The sequence below is a fragment of the Streptomyces chlorus genome (assembly GCF_042655885.1).
In the GTDB taxonomy this organism is placed as follows: domain Bacteria; phylum Actinomycetota; class Actinomycetes; order Streptomycetales; family Streptomycetaceae; genus Streptomyces; species Streptomyces chlorus.
In genome coordinates this window covers 115,788-137,648 of sequence record NZ_JBHSOA010000025.1, presented here as the reverse complement: position 1 = coordinate 137,648, position 21,861 = coordinate 115,788, and the positions used below count along the sequence as shown (strand labels likewise).

22 protein-coding genes and 1 riboswitch are annotated in these 21,861 nt (G+C 71.8%); of the genes, 9 read left to right on the top strand and 13 right to left on the bottom strand.

The features are described from left to right. The first annotated feature begins 15 nt into the window (after positions 1–15). A riboswitch (TPP riboswitch) is annotated at positions 16–127 on the top strand. From thiO to ACFPZI_RS12155, 5 genes are all read left to right on the top strand, one after another. Beyond that, positions 125–1,321, top strand: coding sequence for a glycine oxidase ThiO (thiO, locus tag ACFPZI_RS12175; RefSeq protein WP_381362092.1), 1,197 nt, complete (start codon positions 125–127; stop codon positions 1,319–1,321). Its footprint overlaps the riboswitch before it by 3 nt. After that, positions 1,318–1,554: a sulfur carrier protein ThiS gene (thiS, locus tag ACFPZI_RS12170; protein WP_381362089.1), complete on the top strand. Its 237-nt coding sequence runs from the start codon at positions 1,318–1,320 to the stop codon at positions 1,552–1,554. Before thiO ends, thiS begins: the two co-directional genes overlap by 4 nt. 2 nt (positions 1,555–1,556) lie before the next feature. Beyond that, entirely contained in the window at positions 1,557–2,351 is a 795-nt protein-coding gene (locus ACFPZI_RS12165) for a thiazole synthase (RefSeq protein WP_381362086.1), read from the top strand. A 503-nt stretch (positions 2,352–2,854) separates the two neighbouring features. Continuing rightward, positions 2,855–4,837 (top strand): Stk1 family PASTA domain-containing Ser/Thr kinase, encoded by a 1,983-nt coding sequence (gene pknB, locus ACFPZI_RS12160; protein ID WP_381362085.1) that lies wholly within the window; start codon positions 2,855–2,857, stop codon positions 4,835–4,837. An 82-nt stretch (positions 4,838–4,919) separates the two neighbouring features. Beyond that, the gene (locus tag ACFPZI_RS12155; RefSeq protein WP_381362082.1) at positions 4,920–5,801 is read left to right on the top strand and encodes a deoxyribonuclease IV; all 882 of its coding nucleotides are present in this window, start codon (positions 4,920–4,922) and stop codon (positions 5,799–5,801) included. 36 nt (positions 5,802–5,837) lie between these two features. Here ACFPZI_RS12155 and ACFPZI_RS12150 read toward each other — a convergent pair whose 3' ends face one another. After that, entirely contained in the window at positions 5,838–6,485 is a 648-nt protein-coding gene (locus ACFPZI_RS12150; protein ID WP_381362080.1) for a sulfite oxidase-like oxidoreductase, read from the bottom strand. Between the two features lie 184 nt (positions 6,486–6,669). On the opposite strand from ACFPZI_RS12150, the gene bfr reads away from it, so the two are divergent. Next, positions 6,670–7,188 carry a bacterioferritin gene (gene bfr / locus ACFPZI_RS12145; protein WP_381362077.1) on the top strand — a complete coding sequence of 173 codons (519 nt, stop codon included), beginning with the start codon at positions 6,670–6,672 and terminating at the stop codon, positions 7,186–7,188. Between the two features lie 11 nt (positions 7,189–7,199). Here the strand turns inward: bfr and ACFPZI_RS12140 are convergent, their stop codons facing one another. Continuing rightward, positions 7,200–7,436, bottom strand: a complete 237-nt coding sequence (locus ACFPZI_RS12140; protein WP_381362075.1) for a (2Fe-2S)-binding protein — start codon at positions 7,434–7,436, stop codon at positions 7,200–7,202. A 192-nt stretch (positions 7,437–7,628) separates the two neighbouring features. Next, positions 7,629–8,981 carry a class II 3-deoxy-7-phosphoheptulonate synthase gene (locus ACFPZI_RS12135; protein ID WP_381362072.1) on the bottom strand — a complete coding sequence of 451 codons (1,353 nt, stop codon included), beginning with the start codon at positions 8,979–8,981 and terminating at the stop codon, positions 7,629–7,631. A gap of 341 nt (positions 8,982–9,322) precedes the next feature. Between ACFPZI_RS12135 and ACFPZI_RS12130 the strand changes: the two genes are divergently transcribed. Next, the gene (locus ACFPZI_RS12130) at positions 9,323–11,269 is read left to right on the top strand and encodes an anthranilate synthase family protein (protein WP_381362928.1); all 1,947 of its coding nucleotides are present in this window, start codon (positions 9,323–9,325) and stop codon (positions 11,267–11,269) included. Here the strand turns inward: ACFPZI_RS12130 and ACFPZI_RS12125 are convergent. The 4 genes from ACFPZI_RS12125 to ACFPZI_RS12110 form a co-directional block, all read right to left on the bottom strand. Beyond that, complete coding sequence (locus ACFPZI_RS12125) at positions 11,221–12,216, bottom strand: 2-hydroxyacid dehydrogenase (RefSeq protein ID WP_381362070.1); 996 nt, start codon at positions 12,214–12,216, stop codon at positions 11,221–11,223. The two genes, ACFPZI_RS12130 and ACFPZI_RS12125, sit on opposite strands and share 49 nt — an antisense overlap. 220 nt (positions 12,217–12,436) lie before the next feature. Next, entirely contained in the window at positions 12,437–13,153 is a 717-nt protein-coding gene (locus tag ACFPZI_RS12120; RefSeq protein ID WP_381362068.1) for a response regulator, read from the bottom strand. Next, positions 13,150–14,406, bottom strand: coding sequence for a MacS family sensor histidine kinase (macS, locus tag ACFPZI_RS12115; RefSeq protein ID WP_381362065.1), 1,257 nt, complete (start codon positions 14,404–14,406; stop codon positions 13,150–13,152). The genes ACFPZI_RS12120 and macS overlap by 4 nt, the downstream gene beginning before the upstream one ends. Positions 14,407–14,466: 60 nt before the next feature. After that, entirely contained in the window at positions 14,467–15,255 is a 789-nt protein-coding gene (locus ACFPZI_RS12110) for a lysophospholipid acyltransferase family protein (protein WP_381362062.1), read from the bottom strand. Between the two features lie 198 nt (positions 15,256–15,453). Between ACFPZI_RS12110 and ACFPZI_RS12105 the strand changes: the two genes are divergently transcribed. Continuing rightward, complete coding sequence (locus tag ACFPZI_RS12105) at positions 15,454–16,251, top strand: alpha/beta hydrolase (protein WP_381362059.1); 798 nt, start codon at positions 15,454–15,456, stop codon at positions 16,249–16,251. Next, positions 16,244–16,945: a hypothetical protein gene (locus tag ACFPZI_RS12100; RefSeq protein WP_381362056.1), complete on the top strand. Its 702-nt coding sequence runs from the start codon at positions 16,244–16,246 to the stop codon at positions 16,943–16,945. The genes ACFPZI_RS12105 and ACFPZI_RS12100 overlap by 8 nt, the downstream gene beginning before the upstream one ends. 293 nt (positions 16,946–17,238) lie before the next feature. Here ACFPZI_RS12100 and ACFPZI_RS12095 read toward each other — a convergent pair whose 3' ends face one another. The 6 genes from ACFPZI_RS12095 to ACFPZI_RS12070 form a co-directional block, all read right to left on the bottom strand. Next, complete coding sequence (locus ACFPZI_RS12095) at positions 17,239–17,997, bottom strand: endonuclease/exonuclease/phosphatase family protein (RefSeq protein ID WP_381362053.1); 759 nt, start codon at positions 17,995–17,997, stop codon at positions 17,239–17,241. Positions 17,998–18,069: 72 nt separating this feature from the next. Then, positions 18,070–18,255, bottom strand: a complete 186-nt coding sequence (locus tag ACFPZI_RS12090) for a DUF397 domain-containing protein (protein WP_381362051.1) — start codon at positions 18,253–18,255, stop codon at positions 18,070–18,072. Beyond that, on the bottom strand, positions 18,197–18,493 hold the full coding sequence (locus tag ACFPZI_RS12085) for a Scr1 family TA system antitoxin-like transcriptional regulator (protein ID WP_381362926.1): 297 nt from the start codon (positions 18,491–18,493) through the stop codon (positions 18,197–18,199). The genes ACFPZI_RS12090 and ACFPZI_RS12085 overlap by 59 nt, the downstream gene beginning before the upstream one ends. Positions 18,494–18,788: 295 nt before the next feature. Beyond that, positions 18,789–19,742 (bottom strand): ROK family glucokinase, encoded by a 954-nt coding sequence (locus ACFPZI_RS12080; RefSeq protein ID WP_381362048.1) that lies wholly within the window; start codon positions 19,740–19,742, stop codon positions 18,789–18,791. 149 nt (positions 19,743–19,891) lie between these two features. Then, positions 19,892–20,545: a DUF5304 domain-containing protein gene (locus tag ACFPZI_RS12075; protein ID WP_381362045.1), complete on the bottom strand. Its 654-nt coding sequence runs from the start codon at positions 20,543–20,545 to the stop codon at positions 19,892–19,894. A 57-nt stretch (positions 20,546–20,602) separates the two neighbouring features. Continuing rightward, on the bottom strand, positions 20,603–21,808 hold the full coding sequence (locus tag ACFPZI_RS12070) for an ArsA family ATPase (protein WP_381362042.1): 1,206 nt from the start codon (positions 21,806–21,808) through the stop codon (positions 20,603–20,605). Between the last annotated feature and the right edge of the window lie 53 nt (positions 21,809–21,861).

The window sequence follows — 21,861 nt, the reverse complement described above, 5'->3', positions numbered from 1 at the left end:
CTAGGCTGGCCACGGTAAAGCACGCGCGGGAGTCCGGACGCACCGGGCTGAGAGGGAGGCTGGCGGCCTCCGACCGTATGAACCTGATCCGGGTCATGCCGGCGAAGGGAGGGGCTGGACGCCCATGTCGCCCACACACACCTCAGGCACCCCGCGCGCTCCGGGACGTTCTCCGGACGTCCTCGTCGTCGGGGGCGGGATCATCGGACTGGTCACGGCCTGGCGGGCCGCGCAGCGCGGGCTGACCACGACCGTGCTGGACCCCGAGCCGGGCGCCGGCGCCGCCCGGGTGGCCGCCGGGATGCTGGCCGCCGTCACGGAACTGCACTACGGCGAGCAGACCCTGCTCGGTCTGAATCTCGCCTCCGCGCGCCGCTACCCCGACTTCGCGGCCGAGCTCACCGAGGCCACCGGCCATGACCTCGGCTACCGCCGCTGCGGCACGCTCGCGGTCGCGCTGGACGCCGACGACCGTGCCCACCTGCGCGAACTGCACGTCCTGCAGCAGCAGTCGGGGCTCGACGCGCAGTGGCTGTCCGGGCGGGAGTGCCGACGCCTGGAGCCGATGCTCGCACCGGGTGTGCGCGGCGGGCTGCGGGTGGACGGCGACCACCAGATCGACCCCCGGCGCTTGGCGGCCGCGCTGGTGACCGCCTGCGAGCGGGCGGGAGTGGCAGTGCACCGCGCGTGGGCCGGGCGGCTCACCGTCGCCGGGGAGCGGGCCACGGGCGTGGTCACCGCCGACGGCACCGAACTGAGCGCCGGGCAGGTGGTGCTCGCCGGGGGCAGTCTCAGCGGGCGGCTCGCGGGGGTCCCGGCGGATGTGCTGCCTCCGGTACGTCCCGTGAAGGGGCAGGTGGTCCGGCTCACGATGCCGGACCGGTTCGGTCCGTTCCTGAGCCGGACGGTACGCGCGGTGGTGCGCGGCAGCCATGTGTACCTGGTGCCGCGCGAGAACGGGGAGCTGGTGATCGGGGCGACCACCGAGGAACAGGGCTGGGACACGACCGTCACCGCGGGCGGGGTGTACGAACTGCTGCGCGACGCCCACGAACTCGTCCCCGGGATCACCGAACTGCCGTTCACCGAGACCCGGGCCGGGCTGCGCCCCGGCTCCCCCGACAACGCGCCGCTGCTCGGCCCGTCCGCGCTGGCGGGGCTGGTCCTCGCGACCGGGCACCACCGCAACGGCGTGCTGCTCACGCCGGTCACCGGCGACGTCCTGGCCGAGGTCCTGACCACCGGTGAACTCCCGGCCGAGGCCCGTCCCTTCACACCCCGGCGATTCACCGCCGCCGCACTCACGGAGCAGTCCGCATGAACGATCCGGCGCATGTCACGGCCGGCCCCACCGTCACCGTCTCCGTGAACGGGGAGCCGCGCGACGTGGCTTCCGGTACGGCGCTCGACGCGCTGGTCGCCACCCTGACCCCGGCTCCCTCCGGGGTGGCCGCCGCCCTCAACGAAACCGTCGTCCCCCGCGCGCGGTGGCCGCTCACGTCCCTCTCCGAGGGGGACCGGGTGGAAGTCCTGACCGCCGTCCAAGGAGGCTGACCATGGCCGACGATCCGTTCGTTCTCGGCGGTACGTCCTTCACGTCCCGGCTGATCATGGGGACCGGCGGGGCGCCCAGCCTCGAGGTGCTGGAGCGGGCACTGGTGGCGTCCGGTACGGAGCTGACGACCGTCGCGATGCGGCGGGTGAACCCCTCGGTGCACGGCTCGGTCCTGTCGGTGCTGGACAAGCTGGGCATCCGGGTGCTGCCGAACACGGCGGGCTGCTACACCGCCGGCGAGGCGGTGCTCACCGCGCGTCTCGCGCGGGAGGCGCTCGGCACCGACCTGGTCAAGCTGGAGGTCATCGCCGACGAGCGCACCCTGCTGCCGGACCCGATCGAGCTGCTGGAGGCGGCTCAGACGCTGGTCGACGACGGGTTCACGGTGCTGCCGTACACCAATGACGACCCGGTGCTGGCGCGGAGACTGGAGGACGCCGGCTGTGCGGCGATCATGCCGCTCGGGTCACCGATCGGGTCGGGGCTCGGCATCCGCAACCCGCACAACTTCGAGCTGATCACGCAGCACGCGCGTGTGCCGGTGATTCTGGACGCGGGCGCCGGTACGGCGTCGGACGCGGCGCTGGCGATGGAACTGGGGTGCGCGGGGGTGATGCTCGCCTCGGCGGTGACGCGGGCGCAGGAGCCGGTGCTGATGGCTGCCGCCATGCGGAGTGCGGTCGAGGCGGGGCGGCTGGCCAGGCGGGCGGGGCGGATTCCGCGGCGGTACTTCGCCGAGGCGTCGTCTCCTGCGGAGGGCCTCGCCGCGTTGGATCCGGAGCGGCCCGCGTTCTGAGGGGGTTGCCGTTACCGGGCTGTTCTCCCACCGGCGCACCACCCGTTTCCAACCGGTCGGGAGGTGGGGGCTCCTCGCGGGGGTGCACCGCCATCGGCGGCTGCCGTGCCACGGCCCGGACCGCGTCCCACCACGTCCCTCAGCCGGAACCCGTGCCCGCGACGGGATGCGTTCCAGGGCCGAAGTCGAATCCGCTTCGGGATGTGTTCCAGAACCGGAACTCCTCCGGGTCTGGATGTGTTCCGGCTCTGGAGCGCATCCGCGCCGGAGCATGGCCCTGGCCCCGGATCGGGCCCGTCGGAACACATTTCCGGGCCGGAACCGCACCCGCCGCGGAGCACGATCCTGGTCCGGAACCGCAGCCGCGGTGGGGCGTGGTCCCGGGCCGCGGCCACACCCCTCCCGAGCTGCATGCGTGGGTTGCGTCACAGGTGGGCTGCAGTCGCGGACCGATCCGCGACGAAGCGGTGGGGGGTGTCGGCGGCTGCTCGTAGACTCCCTGCGTGGACACGACCCTTCAGGACCCTCTGGTCGGGCAGGTGCTCGACGGCCGGTATCGCGTCGAGGCGCGTATCGCGGTCGGCGGGATGGCCACGGTCTACCGGGCCGTGGACACCCGCCTCGACCGCGTGCTCGCGCTCAAGGTGATGCACCCGGCGCTCGCCGCCGACGGTTCCTTCGTCGACCGGTTCATCCGCGAGGCGAAGTCGGTGGCCCGCCTGGACCATCCGAACGTGGTGCAGGTCTTCGACCAGGGCACCGACCGGGGGTACGTGTATCTGGCGATGGAGTACATCGCCGGCTGCACCCTGCGGGACGTGCTGCGCGAGCGCGGGGCGCTGCAGCCGCGCGCCGCGCTGGACATCCTGGAGCCGATGCTGGCCGCGCTCGGTGCCGCGCACCGGGCCGGTTTCGTGCACCGGGACATGAAACCGGAGAACGTCCTGATAGGGGACGACGGCCGGGTCAAGGTCGCCGACTTCGGCCTGGTCCGGGGCGTGGGCACGGTGACGAACACCACCGGCACCGTGCTGGGCACGGTCTCCTACCTGGCACCGGAGCAGATCGAGAGCGGTACCGCCGACCCCCGCGTGGACGTCTACGCGTGCGGCATCCTGCTCTACGAGATGCTGACCGGTGAGCGGCCGCACGAGGGCGACTCCCCCGCGATCGTGCTCTACAAGCATCTGCACGACGACGTGCCGCCGCCTTCGGCCGTCGTTCCCGGTATGGCGTACGCGCTGGACGAGCTGGTCGCGTCGGCGACCGCGCGCAACCCGGAGGTCCGTCCGTACGACGCGGTGGCGCTGCTCGCACAGGTCCGCGAGGCCCGCGGCGGCCTCGACGCGGCGCAGCTGGACGCGGTACCGCCCCAGGCCCTCTCCTCGGAACACCACAACGCGGACGACCGTACGAGCGTCATCCCGCGCGCGCTGACCTCCCCCACGCTCGGCTTCGCTCGCGCGGGGGGACCCCCATCCCGCCCGCTGCCCGTCAACGAGGACGACGAGCACCGCGGGCACGGCGGCGGTGCGGACTCCTACCACCGCACCAGCCGGCTTTGGACCCCGGCGCCGCTGCCGCCCCGGCGCGGCCCGGCGCTGCTGCGCGGCCCGATGACGATCGTCGTCGTGGTGCTGCTGGTTCTCGGGGCCGGAGCGGGCGTCTGGTACATCAACTCGGGCCAGTTCACCAAGGTCCCGCCGCTGCTGGCGAAGACCGAGAAGGAGGCCCGGGACCGGCTGACGGAGGCCGGACTGGAGGTCGGCCGGGTCGAGGAGGCGTACAGCGACTCCGTGAAGCGGGGCACGGTGATCAGTACGGACCCGGCGGCGGGCTCCCGTATCCGCGGCACCGACTCGGTCTCGCTGACCCTCTCCAAGGGGCCGGAGACCGTGAAGGTGCCCGATGTGGACGGCGTCGCGCTGGACAAGGCGCGGGCGACGCTGAAGAACGTGGGCCTGGAGCCGGGCATGGTCACCCGGGAGTTCAGCGAGGACGTGGCCAAGGGCTCCGTGATCTCCACCGGGCCGGCCGGGGGCACCGAGGTCCGCGCGGGCTCGGCGGTGGCGCTCACCGTGAGCAAGGGCAACCCGGTGGACATCCCCGACGTGACCGGCGAGGACCTGGCGGACGCGCGCGCCGAGCTGGAGGGGGCCGGCCTCGAGGTGGAGATCGCCACCGGGCGGATCACCTCCGAGCACGACGCGGGCCAGGTGGCCCGGCAGAGCCCGGAGGCGGGCAGGGAGGCCGTCAAGGGGGACACCGTGACACTGACGCTGTCCAAGGGACCCGAGATGATCGAGGTTCCCGACGTGGTCGGCGGCAGCGTGGACGAGGCCACGCAGAAGCTGGAGGCGGCCGGGTTCCAGGTGGAGGAGGACCGCGGGCTGCTCGGCCTGTTCGGCGACACGGTCAGGGAGCAGTCCGTGGCGGGCGGGGACACCGCGCCCAAGGGCTCGACGATCACCCTCAAGATCCGCTGATCCCCTGCCCTGCCGGTCCGGTGAGCTGCCGTTCCGCTGATCCGGCGACGGCCGCCGGACAGCGGCGTGACACCCTGGAAGGGTGAAGAGTCATCTGTCCGGCCCTGCGCGCAACCCGGTCGGCGGCCATGTCCCCGTGGCCGGCGGTCTGTATTCCGTCGGACTGTCCTACGCCCGTGAGCTGCGCGCGGAGGCCGTTCAGGTCTTCGTCGCCAACCCGCGCGGCTGGGCGACACCGGCCGGCAACCCGAAGCAGGACGAGGCTTTCCGCGAGGCGTGCGCGGCCGATTCGATCCCGGCGTACGTGCACGCCCCGTACCTGATCAACTTCGGGTCCCACACCCGGGCGACCGCCGAGCGGTCCGTCGAGTCGCTGCGGCACTCGCTGCGGCGCGGGCGCGAGATCAGGGCGCTGGGCGTGGTGGTCCACACCGGCAGCGCGACGGGCGGACGGGAGCGGTCGGTGGCGCTGGCGCAGGTACGGGAGTATCTGCTGCCGCTGCTCGACGAGCTCACCCATGACGACGACCCGTTCCTGCTCCTCGAGTCGACGGCCGGCCAAGGTTCCTCCCTCTGCTCGCGGACCTGGGACTTCGGACCGTACTTCGAGGTGCTGGACGCCCACCCGAAGCTGGGGGTCTGCCTGGACACCTGCCATGTCTTCGCGGCCGGCCACGATCTGACCGGGCCGAGCGGAATGCATCAAACACTGGATCTGCTGGTGGACACGGTCGGCGAGGGACGGCTGAAACTGATCCACGCCAATGACTCCATGGATGTGGTCGGCGCGCACAAGGACCGTCACGCGAACATCGGCGACGGCCATATCGGCGAGGACCCGTTCCGCGCGTTGATGACGCACCCCGCGACCGAGGGCGTACCGCTGGTCATCGAGACACCCGGCGGCAAGGAGGGCCATGCGGCGGACGTGCAGCGGCTGAAGAAGCTCCGGGAATCGTCGTAGTCCCCCGCGGTCCTGGGGGACGCATGCCGGACCGGCTCAGAGCTCGGGTCCCTCCCCGGGCTCCTCCTGGTACGAGTAGCGCTGTTCCTTCCAGGGATCGCCGACGTTGTGGTAGCCGCGCTCCTCCCAGAAACCGCGGCGGTCGGCGGTCATGTACTCCACTCCGCGGACCCATTTGGGTCCCTTCCAGGCGTACAGATGGGGGACGACCAGACGGAGCGGAAATCCGTGCTCGGCGGTCAGCAGCTCGCCGTCCTTGTGGGTGGCGAAGAGGGTCCGCTCGGACGCGAAGTCCGCCAGGCGCAGGTTGGAGCTGAATCCGTACTCGGCCCAGACCATCACATGGGTGACGTCGGGCGCGGGTGGGGCGAGCTCCAGGAGGGTGCGGGCCGGAATGCCGCCCCATTCGGCGCCGAGCATGCTGAACTTGGTGACACAGTGCAGGTCGGCCACGACGCTGCGGTACGGCAGGGCCGTGAACTTCTCATGGTTCCAGCAGTGCTTGTCGCCGTCGACGGTGGCGCCGAACACCCTGAACTCCCAGCGCTCGGGCCGGAACTTGGGCACCGGCCCGTAGTGCGTGACCGGCCAGCCCTTCTGCAGTCGCTGCCCCGGCGGGAGCTCGAACCGTGCCCCTTCCTCCGCTGCTCGCTCCCCCGATTCGCGTTCCGCCGGCTGACCCATGCTTCCATCCTGACAGACCCGGCGTAACGCATCAGACCGGGGCCCCGCAAAGTGGGGCAATCCACACTGAACAGGAGCAAGCATTCCCGTACTTACTAAGTCGACACTTACTGGACGATCTTCTTCGCCAGTGAAATCATGCGGCGCATCTGGCCCGTTCATTCGTACGGAAGGAGCCTCTGCGATGCAGGGCGACCCCGAAGTCATCGAATTCCTCAACGAGCAGCTGACCGCCGAGCTGACCGCGATCAACCAGTACTTCCTGCACTCGAAACTGCAGGACCACAAGGGCTGGACCAAGCTCGCCGAGCACACGCGTGCCGAGTCCTTCGACGAGATGCGGCACGCGGAGGTCCTCACCGACCGCATCCTGCTGCTGGACGGCCTGCCCAACTATCAGCGGCTCTTCCATGTGCGGGTCGGGCAGACGGTGACGGAGATGTTCCAGGCCGACCGGGAGATCGAGGTCGAGGCCATCGACCGCCTGCGCCGGGGCGTGGAGGTCATGCGCAACAAGAACGACATCACGTCCGCCAACGTCTTCGAGGCGATCCTCGCCGACGAGGAGCACCACATCGACTACCTGGACACCCAGCTGGAACTCATCGAGAAGCTGGGCGAGGCGCTGTACCTGTCGACGGTGATCGAGCAGTCCCCGCCGGACTCCTCGGGCCCGGGGACGGGCGGGTTCTCGACCCATTAGCCCGACAGGGCTCACGCGGCTTCGGGGAGCTCCGTCGCGAGGGGCGGCCGCCCCTGGTCGGCCGGCTGTCGGCGGGGGCAGGCGCCACGGCCGAGCAGCGCCTGGATGCGTCGCACACAGCCGCCGCAGTCGGTGCCGGCCTTGCAGGCGGAGGCGATCTGCCGGGGAGTGCAGGCCCCGGCATCCGCGTGACTCTTCACTTGTTCCTCGGTCACTCCGAAGCAGCTGCAGACGAACACGCGGTTCACCTCCCGACGTAGCGTGGGTCGTGCCGTACCGACTCCTGATCGGTGAGGCAAACCTAACCTTACTAGTCACCCGCAGGCCGCAAAAGTGGGGTGGGGCTCGGATTCCATGTGATCCGTGCCCCACCCCTCGCCGTTTCGGCAGGTGAGCGGTGGGTGACCGGTACAGGCGCCGTCACCCGCCGCTGCCGATGCCTACTGGTCCCGGTACATCTCGGCGACGAGGAACGCCAGGTCCAGCGACTGGCTGCGGTTGAGCCGCGGGTCGCAGGCGGTCTCGTAGCGCTGGTGCAGATCGTCGACGAAGATCTCGTCGCCGCCGCCCACGCACTCGGTGACGTCGTCGCCGGTGAGCTCCACGTGGATGCCACCGGGGTGGGTGCCGAGCTCCTTGTGGACCTCGAAGAAGCCCTTCACCTCGTCGAGCACGTCGTCGAAGCGGCGGGTCTTGTGGCCGGAGGCCGCCTCGAAGGTGTTGCCGTGCATCGGGTCGGTCACCCAGGCGACGGTGGCGCCGGAGGTGGTGACCTTCTCGACCAGCTCGGGCAGCTTGTCGCGGATCTTGTCCGCGCCCATGCGGACGATGAAGGTCAGCCGGCCGGGCTCGCGGTCCGGGTCGAGACGCTCGATGTACTGCAGCGCCTCCTCGGCCGTCGTCGTCGGGCCGAGCTTGATGCCGATGGGGTTGCGGATCTTCGAGGCGAACTCGATGTGCGCGTGATCCAGCTGCCGGGTGCGCTCGCCGATCCACACCATGTGCGCGGAGACGTCGTACAGCTGTCCGGTGCGCGAGTCGACGCGAGTCAGCGCCGACTCGTAGTCCAGCAGCAGCGCCTCGTGCGAGGAGAAGAACTCGACCGTCTTGAACTCCTCCGGCTCGACCCCGCAGGCCTGCATGAAGTTCAGCGCCTGGTCGATCTCGCGGGCGAGCTGCTCGTAGCGCTGGCCGGACGGGGACGACTTCACGAAGTCCTGGTTCCAGGCGTGCACCTGGCGCAGGTCGGCGTAGCCACCGGTGGTGAAGGCGCGCACCAGGTTCAGCGTGGAGGCCGAGGCGTTGTACATCCGCTTCAGCCGCTCGGGGTCCGGGATGCGGGTGGCCTCGGTGAAGTCGAAGCCGTTGACGGAGTCGCCCCGGTAGGTGGGCAGCGTCACGCCGTCGCGGGTCTCGGTCGACTTGGAGCGCGGCTTGGAGTACTGGCCGGCGATGCGGCCGACCTTCACCACCGGCACGGACGCGGCGTACGTCAGTACGGCACCCATCTGGAGCAGTGTCTTCAGCTTGGCCCTGATGTGGTCGGCGGACACCGCGTCGAAGGACTCGGCGCAGTCGCCGCCCTGGAGGAGGAACGCCTCTCCCTTGGCGACGGCCGCCATCCGGGCGCGCAGCTGGTCGCACTCGCCCGCGAAGACAAGCGGTGGATACGACTCGAGGTCCGCGATCACTGCGCGCAGAGCCTCGGTGTCGGGGTACTCGGGCTGCTGCGCCGCGGGCAGGTCTCGCCAGGTGTTGCCAGCGCTCGGGCTGGTCTTAACGTTCACGGTCACGCCTCAACATTACGGGGTGGGATGGTGCCTTCCGGGCGATGCCCAGGAAGTGAGATGGGGAACGCGCTCCGTGATCGGATGGCGAACACATCGGAGCCGTCCTCGGCGGATACGTTAGGGTGCGTCACATGTCCGCGCTTTCGACCCGGATCGGTTCGACTCAGAACCCTTCCGCCCCGAACTGGTGGTGGCCCGCTTCTCCGGCGGCCCACTGACCTTGTAGCGCGTACGCAAGTCTTCGCGAAGGCCGCCCGAGGGGCGGCCTTTCGGCGTTCGCGGACCGCGCGGCGCCCGCGGGTCGGCCCTCCCACACCGAGGGACCACGACCGATGAACCGACCGATGAACCTGCTCGGCCTGCTGGACGATCCCCGTCCGTTCGCCCTGCTGCGCCGCCGCACGCCCGGCCACGACGACACTGTGGTGGAGCTGCTGCTCGGCCCCGTCACCCCCCGTGACCGCCTGGCCGACCTTCCCGACGAGGGGCTGGCGCTCATCCCCTTCCGGCAGATCCGGGAGCGCGGTTTCGACGTGCGCGACGACGGCACCCCGCTGCTGGTGCTGACCCCCGAGGAGCGCCACGAGATCCCGCTCGCCGAGGCCCTGGAGCAGTTGCCCGCGCACGACGTGCGGGTGGAGGGCGGCGGCTTCGACGTCGACGACGACGCGTACGCCGGGATCGTCGGGCGGGTGCTGCGCGAGGAGATCGGGCGCGGCGAGGGCGCCAACTTCGTGATCCGGCGGACCTACGAGGGTGGTATCCCCGGGTTCGGGCGGGCCGACGCGCTGGCGCTGTTCCGGCGGCTGCTGACGGGCGAGCGGGGCGCGTACTGGACGTTCGTGGTGCACACCGGGCGGGAGGCGGGAGGGCGGACGCTGGTCGGGGCGAGCCCCGAGGTGCATGTGCGGGCGTCCGGTGGGACGGTCGTGATGAACCCGATCAGCGGCACCTACCGCTACCCGGCCGGCGGGCCGACCCCCGAGCATCTGCTGGAGTTCCTCGCCGACGGCAAGGAGATCGAGGAGCTGTCGATGGTCGTCGACGAGGAACTCAAGATGATGTGCACCGTCGGTGACATGGGCGGGGTCGTGGTCGGGCCCCGGCTGAAGGAGATGGCGCACCTCGCGCACACCGAGTACGAGCTGCGCGGCCGGTCCTCGCTGGATGTGCGGGAGGTGCTGAAGGAGACCATGTTCGCCGCGACCGTCACGGGGTCGCCGGTGCAGAACGCCTGCCGGGTGATCGAGCGGCACGAGTCCGGCGGGCGCGGCTACTACGCGGGTGCGCTGGCGCTGCTCGGCCGGGACGCGGGTGGGGCCCAGACCCTCGACTCCCCCATCCTCATCCGCACCGCCGACATCGACGCGGCCGGGCGGCTGCGGGTGCCGGTCGGCGCCACCCTGGTGCGGGGCTCCGACCCGGCGGGCGAGGTCGCCGAGACCCACGCGAAGGCGGCCGGGGTGCTGGCCGCGCTGGGGGTTCGTCCCGGGCGGCCGCGCGAGGAGTCCGTACGGCCGCGGCTGGCGGACGACCCCCGGGTGCGGGCGGCGCTGGACGGGCGGCGGGCCTCACTGGCCCCGTTCTGGCTGCGGATGCGGGAGCACCGGCCGTCGGACGGCCCGGTCGGCCGGACCCTGGACGGTCATGCGCTGGACGGTCCGGCCCTGGACGGTCACGCACTGGTCGTCGACGGGGAGGACACGTTCACGGCGATGCTCGCGCATGTGCTGCGCGCGTCGGGGCTCGCGGTCACCGTCCGGCGGTACGACGAACCCGGGCTGCGGGAGACGGTGCTCGAGCACGACGGCCCGGTCGTGCTGGGCCCCGGCCCCGGCGACCCGTCCGACACGCAGGACCCGAGGATGCGGTTCCTGCGCGGTCTGACCGCCGAGGTGATCGGGGCGGACCGGCACCACGGCGTCCTCGGTGTCTGCCTCGGCCACGAGCTGATCGCGGCCGAGCTGGGGCTGGAGACCGTCCGCAAGGAGGTGCCGTACCAGGGGACGCAGACGGAGATCGGCCTGTTCGGCCGACCGGAGACGGTCGGCTTCTACAACAGCTTCGTCGCGCGCTGCGACGACGAGGCGGCGGCGGAGCTGGCGGCGCACGGCATCGAGGTGAGCCGCGCGGCGAACGGCGAGGTGCACGCGCTGCGCGGGCCCGGCTTCGCGGCGCTGCAGTTCCACCCCGAGTCGGTGCTCACCCTGAACGGCGCGGCGATCGTCGCCGAGCTGATGGGTCAGCTGCGCGGGACCAGGACGTTCTCCGAGCGGCGGCCCTCGGTGTAGTCGAGGACGTTGGCCACCGTGGTCTCGATGATCTGGCCGACGGCGTCCGCGGTGTAGTACGCCTGGTGGGAGGTGACCAGCACGTTCGGGAAGGTGACGAGGCGGGCCAGGGTGTCGTCCTCGATGGCCTCCAGCGACCTGTCGAGGAAGAACAGGCCCGCCTCCGCCTCGTACACGTCCAGTCCGACGCCGGTGAAGCGGCCCGCGCGCAGTTCGGCGACGAGGGCGGCGGTGTCGACGAGTCCGCCGCGGCTGGAGTTCACCAGGATCGCGTCGTCCCGCATCGTCCGCAGGGCGGCCTCGTCGATCAGGTGGAGGGTCTCCGGCAGCAGCGGGACGTGCAGGCTGACCAGGTCGGACTCGGCGAGCAGCTGTTCCTTGGGGACGTAGGTCATGCCGAGGTCCCGGCAGGCGGGGTTCTCGGCGACGTCCCAGCCGAGCAGCCGCATGCCGAAGCCGTGCGCGATCCGGGTGAACGCCTCGCCGATCTTGCCGGTGCCGATCACGCCGGCGGTGCGGCCGTGCATGTCACGGCCCATCAGCCCGTCGAGCCGGAAGTCGAAGTCGCGGGTGCGGGTGGAGGCGCGGACGATACGGCGGTTGACGGCCATGGCGAGGGCCCAGGCGAACTCGGCGACCGAGTGGGGCGAGTAGTACGACACCCGGGCGACCGTCAGACCGAGCCGCTCGGCCGTCTTCAGGTCGACGTTGTTGAAGCCGGTGGACCGCTGGGCGATCATCCGGGTGCCGCCGGCCTCCAGGCTCTCCAGGACTCCGGCGCCGAGGTCGCAGTTGACGCTGGTGGAGATCACCTCGTGGCCCGCCGCGATGGGGGCGGTGTCCTCGTTGAGGAAGACATGCAGGCCGCGCACCTCGTGGTGCCCTTGGAAAGCCCGCTCGATCAAGGGCTTCTCGTCGGCCTGCACACCGAACGCGAGGATCTCCACAGGGTCCCTCCAGGGGTCGTGCCGGGAACTCTTCCGTACGCGACGACTGCCGTACGCGGCAGCCGCCTTGTGCGCGAATATACGGGGCCGGGACGGATGCGCCCGGGCCGGACGGAGCAGGAGCGGCGCGTTTCGGCCCCCGGGTCCCCGGTTCGACCGGAAGGGCCGGCTTCGGGGAGGACCGGGCCGGTTGGCCGACCGGTTGCCCGGCCGGCTGGTGCTACTCGTCGTCCAGGCCGCGTTCGATGGCGTAGCGGACGAGTTCCACGCGGTTGTGCAGCTGGAGCTTGCCGAGGGTGTTCTGTACGTGGTTCTGCACCGTGCGGTGGGAGATGACGAGCCGCTCGGCGATCTGCTTGTAGCTGAGGCCCTTGGCGACCAGGCGCAGCACCTCGGTCTCCCGGCCGGTCAGCCGGGGTGCCTTGGACGCGCCGCTGTCCGGGGCGGGTCCCGGGTCGGAGGCCAGCCTGCGGTACTCGCCGAGGACCAGTCCGGCCAGGCCCGGGGTGAACACCGGGTCGCCCGCGGCCGTGCGGCGCACCGCGGCCTGCAGGTCCTGGGTGGAGGCGGACTTCAGCAGATAGCCGGTGGCACCGGACTTCACCGCCTCCAGGACGTCGGCGTGCTCGCCGCTCGCCGAGAGCACCAGCACCCGCAGCGCCGGGTTCGCGGCGACGACTTCCTTGCAGACCTGGACGCCGGGCTTGCCGGGCAGGTTCAGGTCGAGGACGAGGACGTCGGGGGCGGCGGCCTTGGCGCGGCGCACGGCCTGGTCGCCGTCGCCCGCGGTGGCGACCACCTCGAAGCCGGACTCGGACAGGTCCCGGGCGACCGCGTCACGCCACATGGGATGGTCGTCGACCACCATCACCTTGACCGGGCCCTGCCCGCTCCTACCCGGCCCTCCGCCCGGCTCTCCGGCTGCCGTGTCGGTCATCGCTGCTCCGCCTTCCCCCGTACGTCCTGTTCGTCACTGTTGTGTTTCGGCACCTTCAGCTCGACCTCCGTGCCCTGGCCGGGCACCGAGATCAGCTCCGCGCTGCCGCCGAGGTCGCGCAGCCGTCCCCGGATCGACAGGGCCACCCCGAGCCGCCCCTCGCCCTCGGCCTGGGCGAGCCGGCCCTCGGGGATGCCGGGCCCGTCGTCGCGGACGGTGACGATCACCTCGTCCGGTTCGTCCTCGACCAGGATCCAGGCGCGCGCGTGGGGCCCCGCGTGTGTGCGTACGTTGTCCAGGGCGGCCCCGACAGCGGCGGCGAGCTCCCGCGCGGCGGCCGGCGCGAGCGGCACCGGCGCCCCGGGTTCGGCGAGGCTGACGAGGGCGCCGGCGTACGGTGCCAGCAGGACCCGCAGGTCGACGGGGTCGTCGCCGGTGCCGTCCCCGGCCTCGTCGGCGGTCCCGTCCACGGTGCGCAGGCCCGCCGATCCCCCGGCCGTGTCCTTTGCCCCTCTGGGCAGGGGCACCAGGCCGCCGGAGACCAGGGTGCGCAGTGCCACCTCCTGTTCACCGGCCATCCGGCCGAGCTCGGCCGCCTCGCCGCCGATCACCGCGCCGCGCCGCTGCACCATCGCGAGCACCTGGAGCACGCTGTCGTGAATGTCCCGCGCGAGCCGCTCCCGCTCCCTGGTCGCGGCCTCGATCTCCAGGGCGCGGGCGAGGGTGCGCTCGGAGGCGCGGGCGACCTCGACGACATAGCCGATGGCGATGGACGCGACCCAGACGAGGATCACGTTGTGCACGGTGTCGCGGGCGGGGCTGCCGCGCTCGACCAGGTTGGCGACGGCGACCAGGCTGGAGGCGAGGGCTGCCCAGCGCCAGCCGCCCTTGATGGCGAAGGCGAGCACCGCGCCCGCGGTCCATATCGACGGCATGGTCGGACCGCCGGCCGCGACCCGCTCCGGGGCGTCGGCGACGGGGGTGAGCAGGATGCCGGCGAGCGCGGTGGTCAGGTCGGCGGCGAGGAAGCGTCTGGTGCAGGCGGCGGCGTTCGCGACCTGGGGCAGGGTGGCCAGTGTCCATACGGCCAACAGGGAGAAGTAGGCGACGGCGAGCCAGGGACGCTCGAACCTCTCGTAGGCGGTGGCGAACAGGCCGACCGCGTACACCATGGTGAGGACCCGGTAACCGGCGAGCGCGCGCCACAACGGCTGCTCGACCGACATCCTCATGACTCTCTCGCGCCTGGGCATGTCCTCCCCCACCCTTCGCCCCCCGGCCCTCGCCCGCAGGCCCTCGCCCGCAGGCAGGCCCTAGGGGTCGGACCGCCGCTGCTCGGCAGCCTGCTCCCTCCGGGCTTCCTTCTGAAGTTCCTTCGCCGCTTCCTTCGCCGCTTCCTTCTCCGCCTTCTCGGCGTCCTTCTCGGCTTTCGCCGTCTCCGCGAGCTGCCGCTTCATGGCGGTCGCGTACATGTCGACGTATTCCTGGCCGGAGAGTTTCATGATCTCGTACATGACCTCGTCGGTCACCGCGCGGAGTACGAAACGGTCGTGCTCCATGCCCTGGTAGCGGCTGAACTCCAGCGGCTTGCCGATGCGGATGCCCGGCCGGATCAGCTTCGGGACGACCTTCCCCGGCGGCTGGACCTTCTCCGTATCGATCATGGCGACCGGGAGCACGGGCGCGCCGGTGGCGAGCGCCACGCGTGCGAGGCCACCCGGCTTGCCGCGGTAGAGACGGCCGTCGGGCGAGCGTGTGCCCTCGGGGTAGAGGCCGAACAGCTCGCCACGTTCGAGGACCTCTATGCCGCTCTTGATCGCCGCCTCACCGGCACCGCGCGCGCCGGAGCGGTCCACCGGGAGCTGCCCGACGCCCTTGAAGAAGGCGGCCGTCAGCCGGCCCTTCACTCCAGGTGTGGTGAAGTACTCGGCCTTGGCGATGAAGGTGACCTTGCGGTCGAGGACGGCCGGCAGGAAGAAGGAGTCGGAGAACGACAGGTGGTTACTGGCCAGGATGGCGGGACCCTCGGCAGGGACGTTCTCCAGGCCCTCCGTCCAGGGCCTGAAGGCAAGCTTCAGCGACCCTCCGACGGTGACCTTCATGGCGCCGTACAACAACCGAGTGCCTTCCCTCTGCGTGTGGATTCAGACCCTAACCCGGAGTCCCGTCAATGGCTCCTACGGCCCTGGTCGGTGTCAGTGTGGTCGCGTACGGTGAAGGTCCTGCAACCCGTGTGCAGCCCGTCGACTTCCTCGACCCTTTCCACGACTCCGACGACTCTTACGACCGGGAGGCCGAAAGTGCCGCTCCTGACCGGAGCCGAGCCGTATCGCCATGAGGGCGGGGAGGCCGCTGTCCTCCTCTGCCACGGCTTCACCGGTTCGCCTCAGTCGCTGCGCCCGTGGGCGGAGCATTTCGCCGAGCATGGCCTGAGCGTCTCGCTGCCCCTGCTCCCGGGGCACGGCACCCGCTGGGAGGACCTGCGGGCCACCGGCTGGCAGGACTGGTACGCGGAGGTGGACCGCGAGCTGCGACTGCTACGGGACCGCTGTTCGCGCGTGTTCGTGGCCGGTCTGTCCATGGGCGGCGCGCTGGCCCTGCGCCTGGCCGCGCAGCACGGCGACGCGGTGAGCGGTGTCATGGTCGTCAACCCGGCGAACAAGGTGCACGGCGCGGCCGCGCACGCCCTCCCGGTGCTCCGCCATCTCGTCCCCACCACCAAGGGCATCGCGAGCGACATCGCGGACCCGTCGGCCACGGAGGTGGGCTACGACCGGGTGCCGCTGCACGCGGCGCACTCCCTGCGCACCTTCCTGCGCCTGCTCGACGGCGAGCTTCCCCAGGTCACCCAGCCGCTGCTGCTTCTGCGCAGTCCGCAGGACCATGTGGTGCCGCCCACGGACTCCGCCCGGATCCTCGGCCGTGTCTCGTCGCTCGACGTGACGGAGGTCCTGCTGGAACAGAGCTACCACGTGGCGACGTTGGACCATGACGCGGAGCGGATCTTCCAGGAGAGCACCGCGTTCATCGGACGGCTCGCACCCGGCGCCGTCAAGGAGCCCGGTCTCGGCAAGGAAGGGACGACCACAGGTGGCTGAGCACGACTCGGACCGCGAGGACCGCGAAGGGCGTGAGGACCAGGAGGCCCGCGAGGCCCGCGAGGCGCGCGAGGCAGGTGCGGGCCAGGGGCGTGACGGCAGTGGCCCGGAGCATCAGGACCAGGGCGTTCCCTTCGACGAGGATGCCGCGTGGGAGGCGATCGTCTCCGGGTACGGTGACGAGCCGCCGGACCCGGCGGGCGCCAAGCCGTTCAAGTCGGTCGAGGATCTGGCGCTGCTGGAGTCCGACACCAACACCGACACCGACACCGACACCGACCCACGTATCGGGGCCGCCGACGACGAGGCACCGGCCGGGGCACCGACGCGGGCCGGGGGCAAGCCGGTCAAGCCGCTGGGCGGGTCGGTCGCCTTCGCACCGGGCGTGGGCGGCCCGCGCGACTACAGCGTGTCCGAGCCTGCGGAGGACGACTTCGACGACGGAGACGAGGGCCACTTCGTACCGCCGGAGCCCCCGCCGCTGCCCGAGGCCGACGTCACGTCCAAGTTCGCGTGGCTGGGGGTACTGGGCGGTCCGGTGCTGCTCCTGCTGGCGATACTGCTCGGCTGGGAGATGACCTGGTGGCTGACCACGCTGTGCATCGGTGGCTTCCTGGGCGGCTTCGCCACTCTGGTGGTGCGCATGCGCACGGACGACGAGGACGACGACCCGGGCCGGGGCGCAGTGGTCTGACCACATCCGGACCGACGGAACCCACACTCACCGCGTCCGGCCCGGCGGACAGACCACCCGCGACCGTCCGGACTGCGCGCGGGCAGCCCTGGCCGAGGTGAAACCCGGGGCCGGCCCGGCGGGTACCGACAGCCCCCGCAGCCGGGCGGCCCGGCGGCGGACCCGCGCCGGATCGGCCGCGAAACCCGCTCCGTGCGACCGGACCGGCCGCTGGGCCGGAGAGGGCGGCGAGGGCAGGGGCTTGAGGGGACGGCGAAGCGGGGGCTTGAGAGTGCGGTCGGTCTCTCCCCCGCTCAAGTCGCCGGAAGCCGCAGGGCCGCCAGGACCGGGAGGTGGTCCGTGGCCGCTCCCAGGTCCGCCTCGGTCACTCCCGGCTGACCGAGCGGCACCCCGCAGCCCAGGACCTCGACGCCCTTGGTGGTGAAGAGCGCGTCGATACGCTGGTGCGGATCGGCGGGGGTCGAGGTGTACTCGCCGCCCCAGGGCGCCGCGGCCCAGCAGTCCGTCAGCTCCTCGCCCGTCAGCCGACGGAAGGTACGGCCGTCCGGCCGCTCGTTCAGATCGCCGCCCGCGACCGCGTGCTCCACGCCCATCCCGGCGAGCCGGTCCAGGAGCAGGCCGCCCTGCGCGTACCGCTCGTCCTTCTGCAGCGACAGATGGCAGCTCAGCACGCCCAGCCGGGCACCGCCGAACCGTACGACGGCGGTGGCGAAGCCGCGCCGGTGCAGTCCCGGGGTGAGCGGCAGCAGCACGTCCTCGGTGCGCTCGACGGTCGTCCGCAGGGAACACAGAATCGCGGGACCCGCGGCCGTGGCGCCCCCGGAGAGGATCATCAGCCCGGAGGCGGAGGCCAGCCGGGCCAGTTTCTTGCGCCACCGGAAGAACCGCGGCGCCTCCTGTACCAGCACCAGATCAGGGGCGCAGGCGGTGATCACCCGGGCGAGGGCGGCGGTGTCGTCGCGCATCGACCGGATGTTGTAGCTCAGGACACGGATCACGGCCGAACCGTCCGGCTCGGTGCGGGAGTCCGGCAGCAGCGGGGTCGTCGCCATGCGGATCAAGATACGCCGACCCGCACGGCCGAAAGCATGATGCGGGCCGGCATCGGCACAAAATGAACCGGGTCAGCGGCCTGCGCCCCCGAGAACGTCACGCCACGCGGACGAAGAGACCGCGAACCGCGGACCGTCCTGCGTCTTGGAGTCGCGCACGTGCACGGCACCGGGTGCGAAGGCCACCTCCACACAAATGTCACCCGCGGACCCGCTGTAGCTGCTCTTGAACCAGTCCGGCTCGCTGACGGTGCTCATAGCACTCCTCGCATCCGCTGCAACAACTCCACCGAGTCCGCCGGGACAGGGCCTGCAAACGCATCTTGGCATAGCGCATCTGCATGACGCTCACTGCTTCTCGGTCAGAAACCAGCTGCCCCGTCTTCTGCCCCTCCGCATACCCCAGCCACTGCCGCTCCGGGGTCTCCAGAAGCTGCATGGGCCCGTCCGTTCCCGCGTGGTACCGCTGCCGCAGCGGCATGATCTGCAGCTCCACGTTCCACAGTTCCGTACAGGCAAGGAGACGGCCGAGCAGCTCCCGGGTGACCTCCCACCACTGTCCACTCTCCGCTCGTTTGAGCACTCAAGTGTCATTCGCCCGCTGACTGCTCACACTTTTCGGCAAGGCCCCTGCTTCCGGCCCCGCGGTTCCGGGGGCGCGAGTTCCAGGCCACCGGCCTGCGTGACACGGCCGGAGGGCCGGCCGTCAGGATCCGGTCCGGGAACGGCGGCGCCCGCCTGGTTCCCCGGGGGGAAGCAGGCGGGCGCCGCCGTGCACGTGGGGTGGGAGGTCACATCACCGGGTCGGGCTCCCGGGCCAGGTCCGCCGCACCCACCAGGCCGGCCTTGTTCCCGAGCTGGGCGGCGAGGACGTCTGCGACGGGGCGCCAGTTGCCGCCCACCAGCCAGCGCTTGTACGACTTGCGGATCGGGTCGAGGAGCAGTTCCCCCTCGTCGGAGAGACCGCCGCCGACGATGAAGGCGGAGGGGTCGAAGAGGGAAGCCAGGTCGGCCAGGCCGGCGCCGACCCAACGGGCCAGCTCGCGGTAGGAGTCGACGGCCACCGGGTCGCCCTGACGGGCGGCCACGGAGACGTGCTTGCCCTCGATGCCCTCGGGCGTGCCGTCGCCGAGGGCGAGCAGCGTCTCCGCGCTCTCCGGGGTCGCGTTGGCGCGCTGGGTGGCGTACCGGACGAGAGCGCGGCCGGAGGCGTACTGCTCCCAGCAACCCTGCGAACCGCAGCCGCACAGCAGACCGTCCGGGACCATCCGGATGTGCCCGAACTCCGCGGCCACGCCGAAGTGGCCCCGGCGCAGCTTGTTGCCGATGATGACACCGCCGCCGAGGCCAGTACCGAGCGTGATGCAGATGACGTTGCGGTGGCCCTTGCCGGCGCCGAACTTGTACTCGCCCCAGGCCGCCGCGTTCGCGTCGTTCTCCACGACGACCGGGAGACCCACGCGGGCCTCGACCTTCTGCTTCAGCGGCTCCTGGCGCCAGTCGATGTTGGGGGCGAAGTACACCGTCGAGCGCTGGCGGTTGACGTATCCGGCCGCACCGATTCCCACGCCGACGATCTCGTTCCCCGTACGTGCTCCCTCCACCGCGGAGGCGATGGCGTCCACGATGCCGTCGGGCGTGCCCGGGGTCGGCACCTTGTGGACCGAGAGGATGTTGCCGTCCTCATCGACCACGCCGGCCGCGATCTTGGTGCCGCCGATGTCGACGCCGATGGTGAGTCCCATGAATCCCTCAGTTCCGGTCGAGCCCCGCTATCGCCCACGGTACCCGAGGCCCTGGCGTCGGCTTCCCGGTATGGGACACCTGTGCGACGGCCCGGGGACCCTTCCCGGCGGATCTCCGCCGGGAAGGGCCCCCGGGCCGTCGCCGCTGCTCAGTCCAGGTCGATGCGTTCTCCGCCGGGGCCGGGCTCGTCGCCGCGGTTCCGGCGGCGGTCGTCGCGCGCGTCGCCACCGCTGTCGCCATCGCTGTCGCCGTCGTGCTCCCGGCTCCCGTCCGTGGCGTCCTTGGCTTCCTTGGCCTCGTCCGGGTCCCAGGGGCGGGTGTCGCGGGTGGTCCAGCGGCGCTCCTGGTCCTGGACCGCGGAGCGGTAGGCAGCGAGGAGTTCGTTGCCGGCCGCGGCCAGGTGGTCGAAGACGTCCGGGTTGCGTTCGACGACCGGTTCCACGGCCGCCTTGGCCTGCTGGACGACCTGACGCACCACCTGCTGCGCCGCCGGTCCGGCGACCGCGCCGAACAGCGGCGACCGGCCCCCGGTGAGCTGGTCGAACTTCTCCGCGACCACGTCGACGAGCTTGCGCAGCTCCTCGGCGGCCGACGTGGGGGGCGGCCCGTACTGGGCGCGGCGGCGGACCTTCTCCGCCTCGAGGTCCTCGGCGCACGCCGTCGCCCAGGCGTCCGCATCGACAGCCCGTGCGTCAAAGTCACCGGGCCGTACGTCGTCGGTGGCGGCCGCGCGCGCGTCGGACGCGGAATCGCCCACGGGCTCGTCCCCGGTGTCTTCGGGTGGGGGGAGCTGTTCGCTCATGACGGACTCCTGACTACGGTCGGCCCTTCCGACGGTACCTGAACCGGGGTACCGGCTTCACGGGGTGCGCGGCCACAGCCGCGGATCCGGCCGGAACCGGATGCGCAGTTCGTCCTCGCGCAGGGCCGCGCCGTCGACGGTGCAGCGGCGCAGCGCGGAGGGCAGCGGGACCGTCCGCCGGAACGGTCCGGCGGTGACGGCGAGTTCGTCGCCGTGCCGGATCAGGTCCAGTTCCTCGCGCCGGGCGCCGGGCAGCGGGATGTGCCAGACCAGGACGCCGTCGTCGGCGAGCCGGTCGGTGATGGGCCACTCGATCGTCGCGAGCCCCGCCTTGTCGCCGGAGGCAGCGGATGCGACGGGTGCGGCGGGCACACCCGGTACGGCGAGCGCGGTCAGGTCGTCCGGGCCGCGCGGGTCGCGGCCGAGGTGGGCGACATGGTGGACGTCGTACGTCTGGCGCCACTCGTCCAGTGTCTTGCGCTGCTGGGCGACCGGACCGGCGAGCCAGCTGTCCTCGACGCTCTCGGGCAGTACCCGGCCGGCGACCAGCACGTCGGTGCGCAGTCCACGCAGGGCGAGGCCGAGTCCCGCGGTGCGTACGGCGTCGGCGCCCGCGGGGCCGGGTTCGGCGACCAGCCGTACGGTGGTGTTCCGGTCGGCGAGGACGGCTTCGACGGCCGCCAGTTCGGTGTCCCACCGGCCGGCCGTCCCGTACAGCCATTCCGCGGGCATCGGGACCCCGGCGAGGCGGCCGAGCACGGGGCGCAGGGCGCGGGCGGCCTGGCGTTCCGGCGGGAGCAGCCTGCGCATGCCGCGGCGGAGGTCCTCGGGGAGGGCGAACAGGGCCAGGGCCCGCTCGGCGGGCGGCAGGTCGACGACGAGCAGGTCGTACGCCTCCGACAGCACGGCGTCCCGCAGGGCACGCAGCACGGAGAGCTCCTCGGCGCCGGGCAACGGGCCGAACTCCTCGGGGTCGAGCCGGGACGCGCCGAGCAGGTCGAGCGCCGAGGCGGCCCGGTCCTGCAGTGCGGCCAGGTCGGCGCGGAAGTCCTCACCGGCGTCGACCCGTCGCGCGGTGAGGCCCGGGACGACCTCGACGGGCGCAGCGCCGACGGGCGTGCCCAGGACCGCGCCCAGCGTGTCCGTCCGGTCGGTGCCGAGCAGCAGGACACGGGTGCCCGCACGGGCGGCGGCGAGCGCGGTGGCCGCCGCGACGGTGGTACGTCCGCTGCCGCCGGGGCCCGTGATCAGGAGGGTACGCATGAGGGTGAACGGTACCGGTGTACGCGCCCGCGTCCGACCGGCCGGAAGGGCGA

Coding starts and splice junctions, on each gene's coding strand:
- thiO (WP_381362092.1), top strand. CDS start 125: ATGTCGCCCACACACACCTCAGGCACCCCGCGCGCTCCGGGACGTTCT.
- thiS (WP_381362089.1), top strand. CDS start 1,318: ATGAACGATCCGGCGCATGTCACGGCCGGCCCCACCGTCACCGTCTCC.
- ACFPZI_RS12165 (WP_381362086.1), top strand. CDS start 1,557: ATGGCCGACGATCCGTTCGTTCTCGGCGGTACGTCCTTCACGTCCCGG.
- ACFPZI_RS12150 (WP_381362080.1), bottom strand. CDS start 6,485: ATGGGTCAGCCGGCGGAACGCGAATCGGGGGAGCGAGCAGCGGAGGAA.
- bfr (WP_381362077.1), top strand. CDS start 6,670: ATGCAGGGCGACCCCGAAGTCATCGAATTCCTCAACGAGCAGCTGACC.
- ACFPZI_RS12130 (WP_381362928.1), top strand. CDS start 9,323: ATGAACCTGCTCGGCCTGCTGGACGATCCCCGTCCGTTCGCCCTGCTG.
- ACFPZI_RS12120 (WP_381362068.1), bottom strand. CDS start 13,153: ATGACCGACACGGCAGCCGGAGAGCCGGGCGGAGGGCCGGGTAGGAGC.
- macS (WP_381362065.1), bottom strand. CDS start 14,406: ATGCCCAGGCGCGAGAGAGTCATGAGGATGTCGGTCGAGCAGCCGTTG.
- ACFPZI_RS12110 (WP_381362062.1), bottom strand. CDS start 15,255: ATGAAGGTCACCGTCGGAGGGTCGCTGAAGCTTGCCTTCAGGCCCTGG.
- ACFPZI_RS12095 (WP_381362053.1), bottom strand. CDS start 17,997: ATGGCGACGACCCCGCTGCTGCCGGACTCCCGCACCGAGCCGGACGGT.
- ACFPZI_RS12090 (WP_381362051.1), bottom strand. CDS start 18,255: ATGAGCACCGTCAGCGAGCCGGACTGGTTCAAGAGCAGCTACAGCGGG.
- ACFPZI_RS12080 (WP_381362048.1), bottom strand. CDS start 19,742: ATGGGACTCACCATCGGCGTCGACATCGGCGGCACCAAGATCGCGGCC.
- ACFPZI_RS12075 (WP_381362045.1), bottom strand. CDS start 20,545: ATGAGCGAACAGCTCCCCCCACCCGAAGACACCGGGGACGAGCCCGTG.
- ACFPZI_RS12070 (WP_381362042.1), bottom strand. CDS start 21,808: ATGCGTACCCTCCTGATCACGGGCCCCGGCGGCAGCGGACGTACCACC.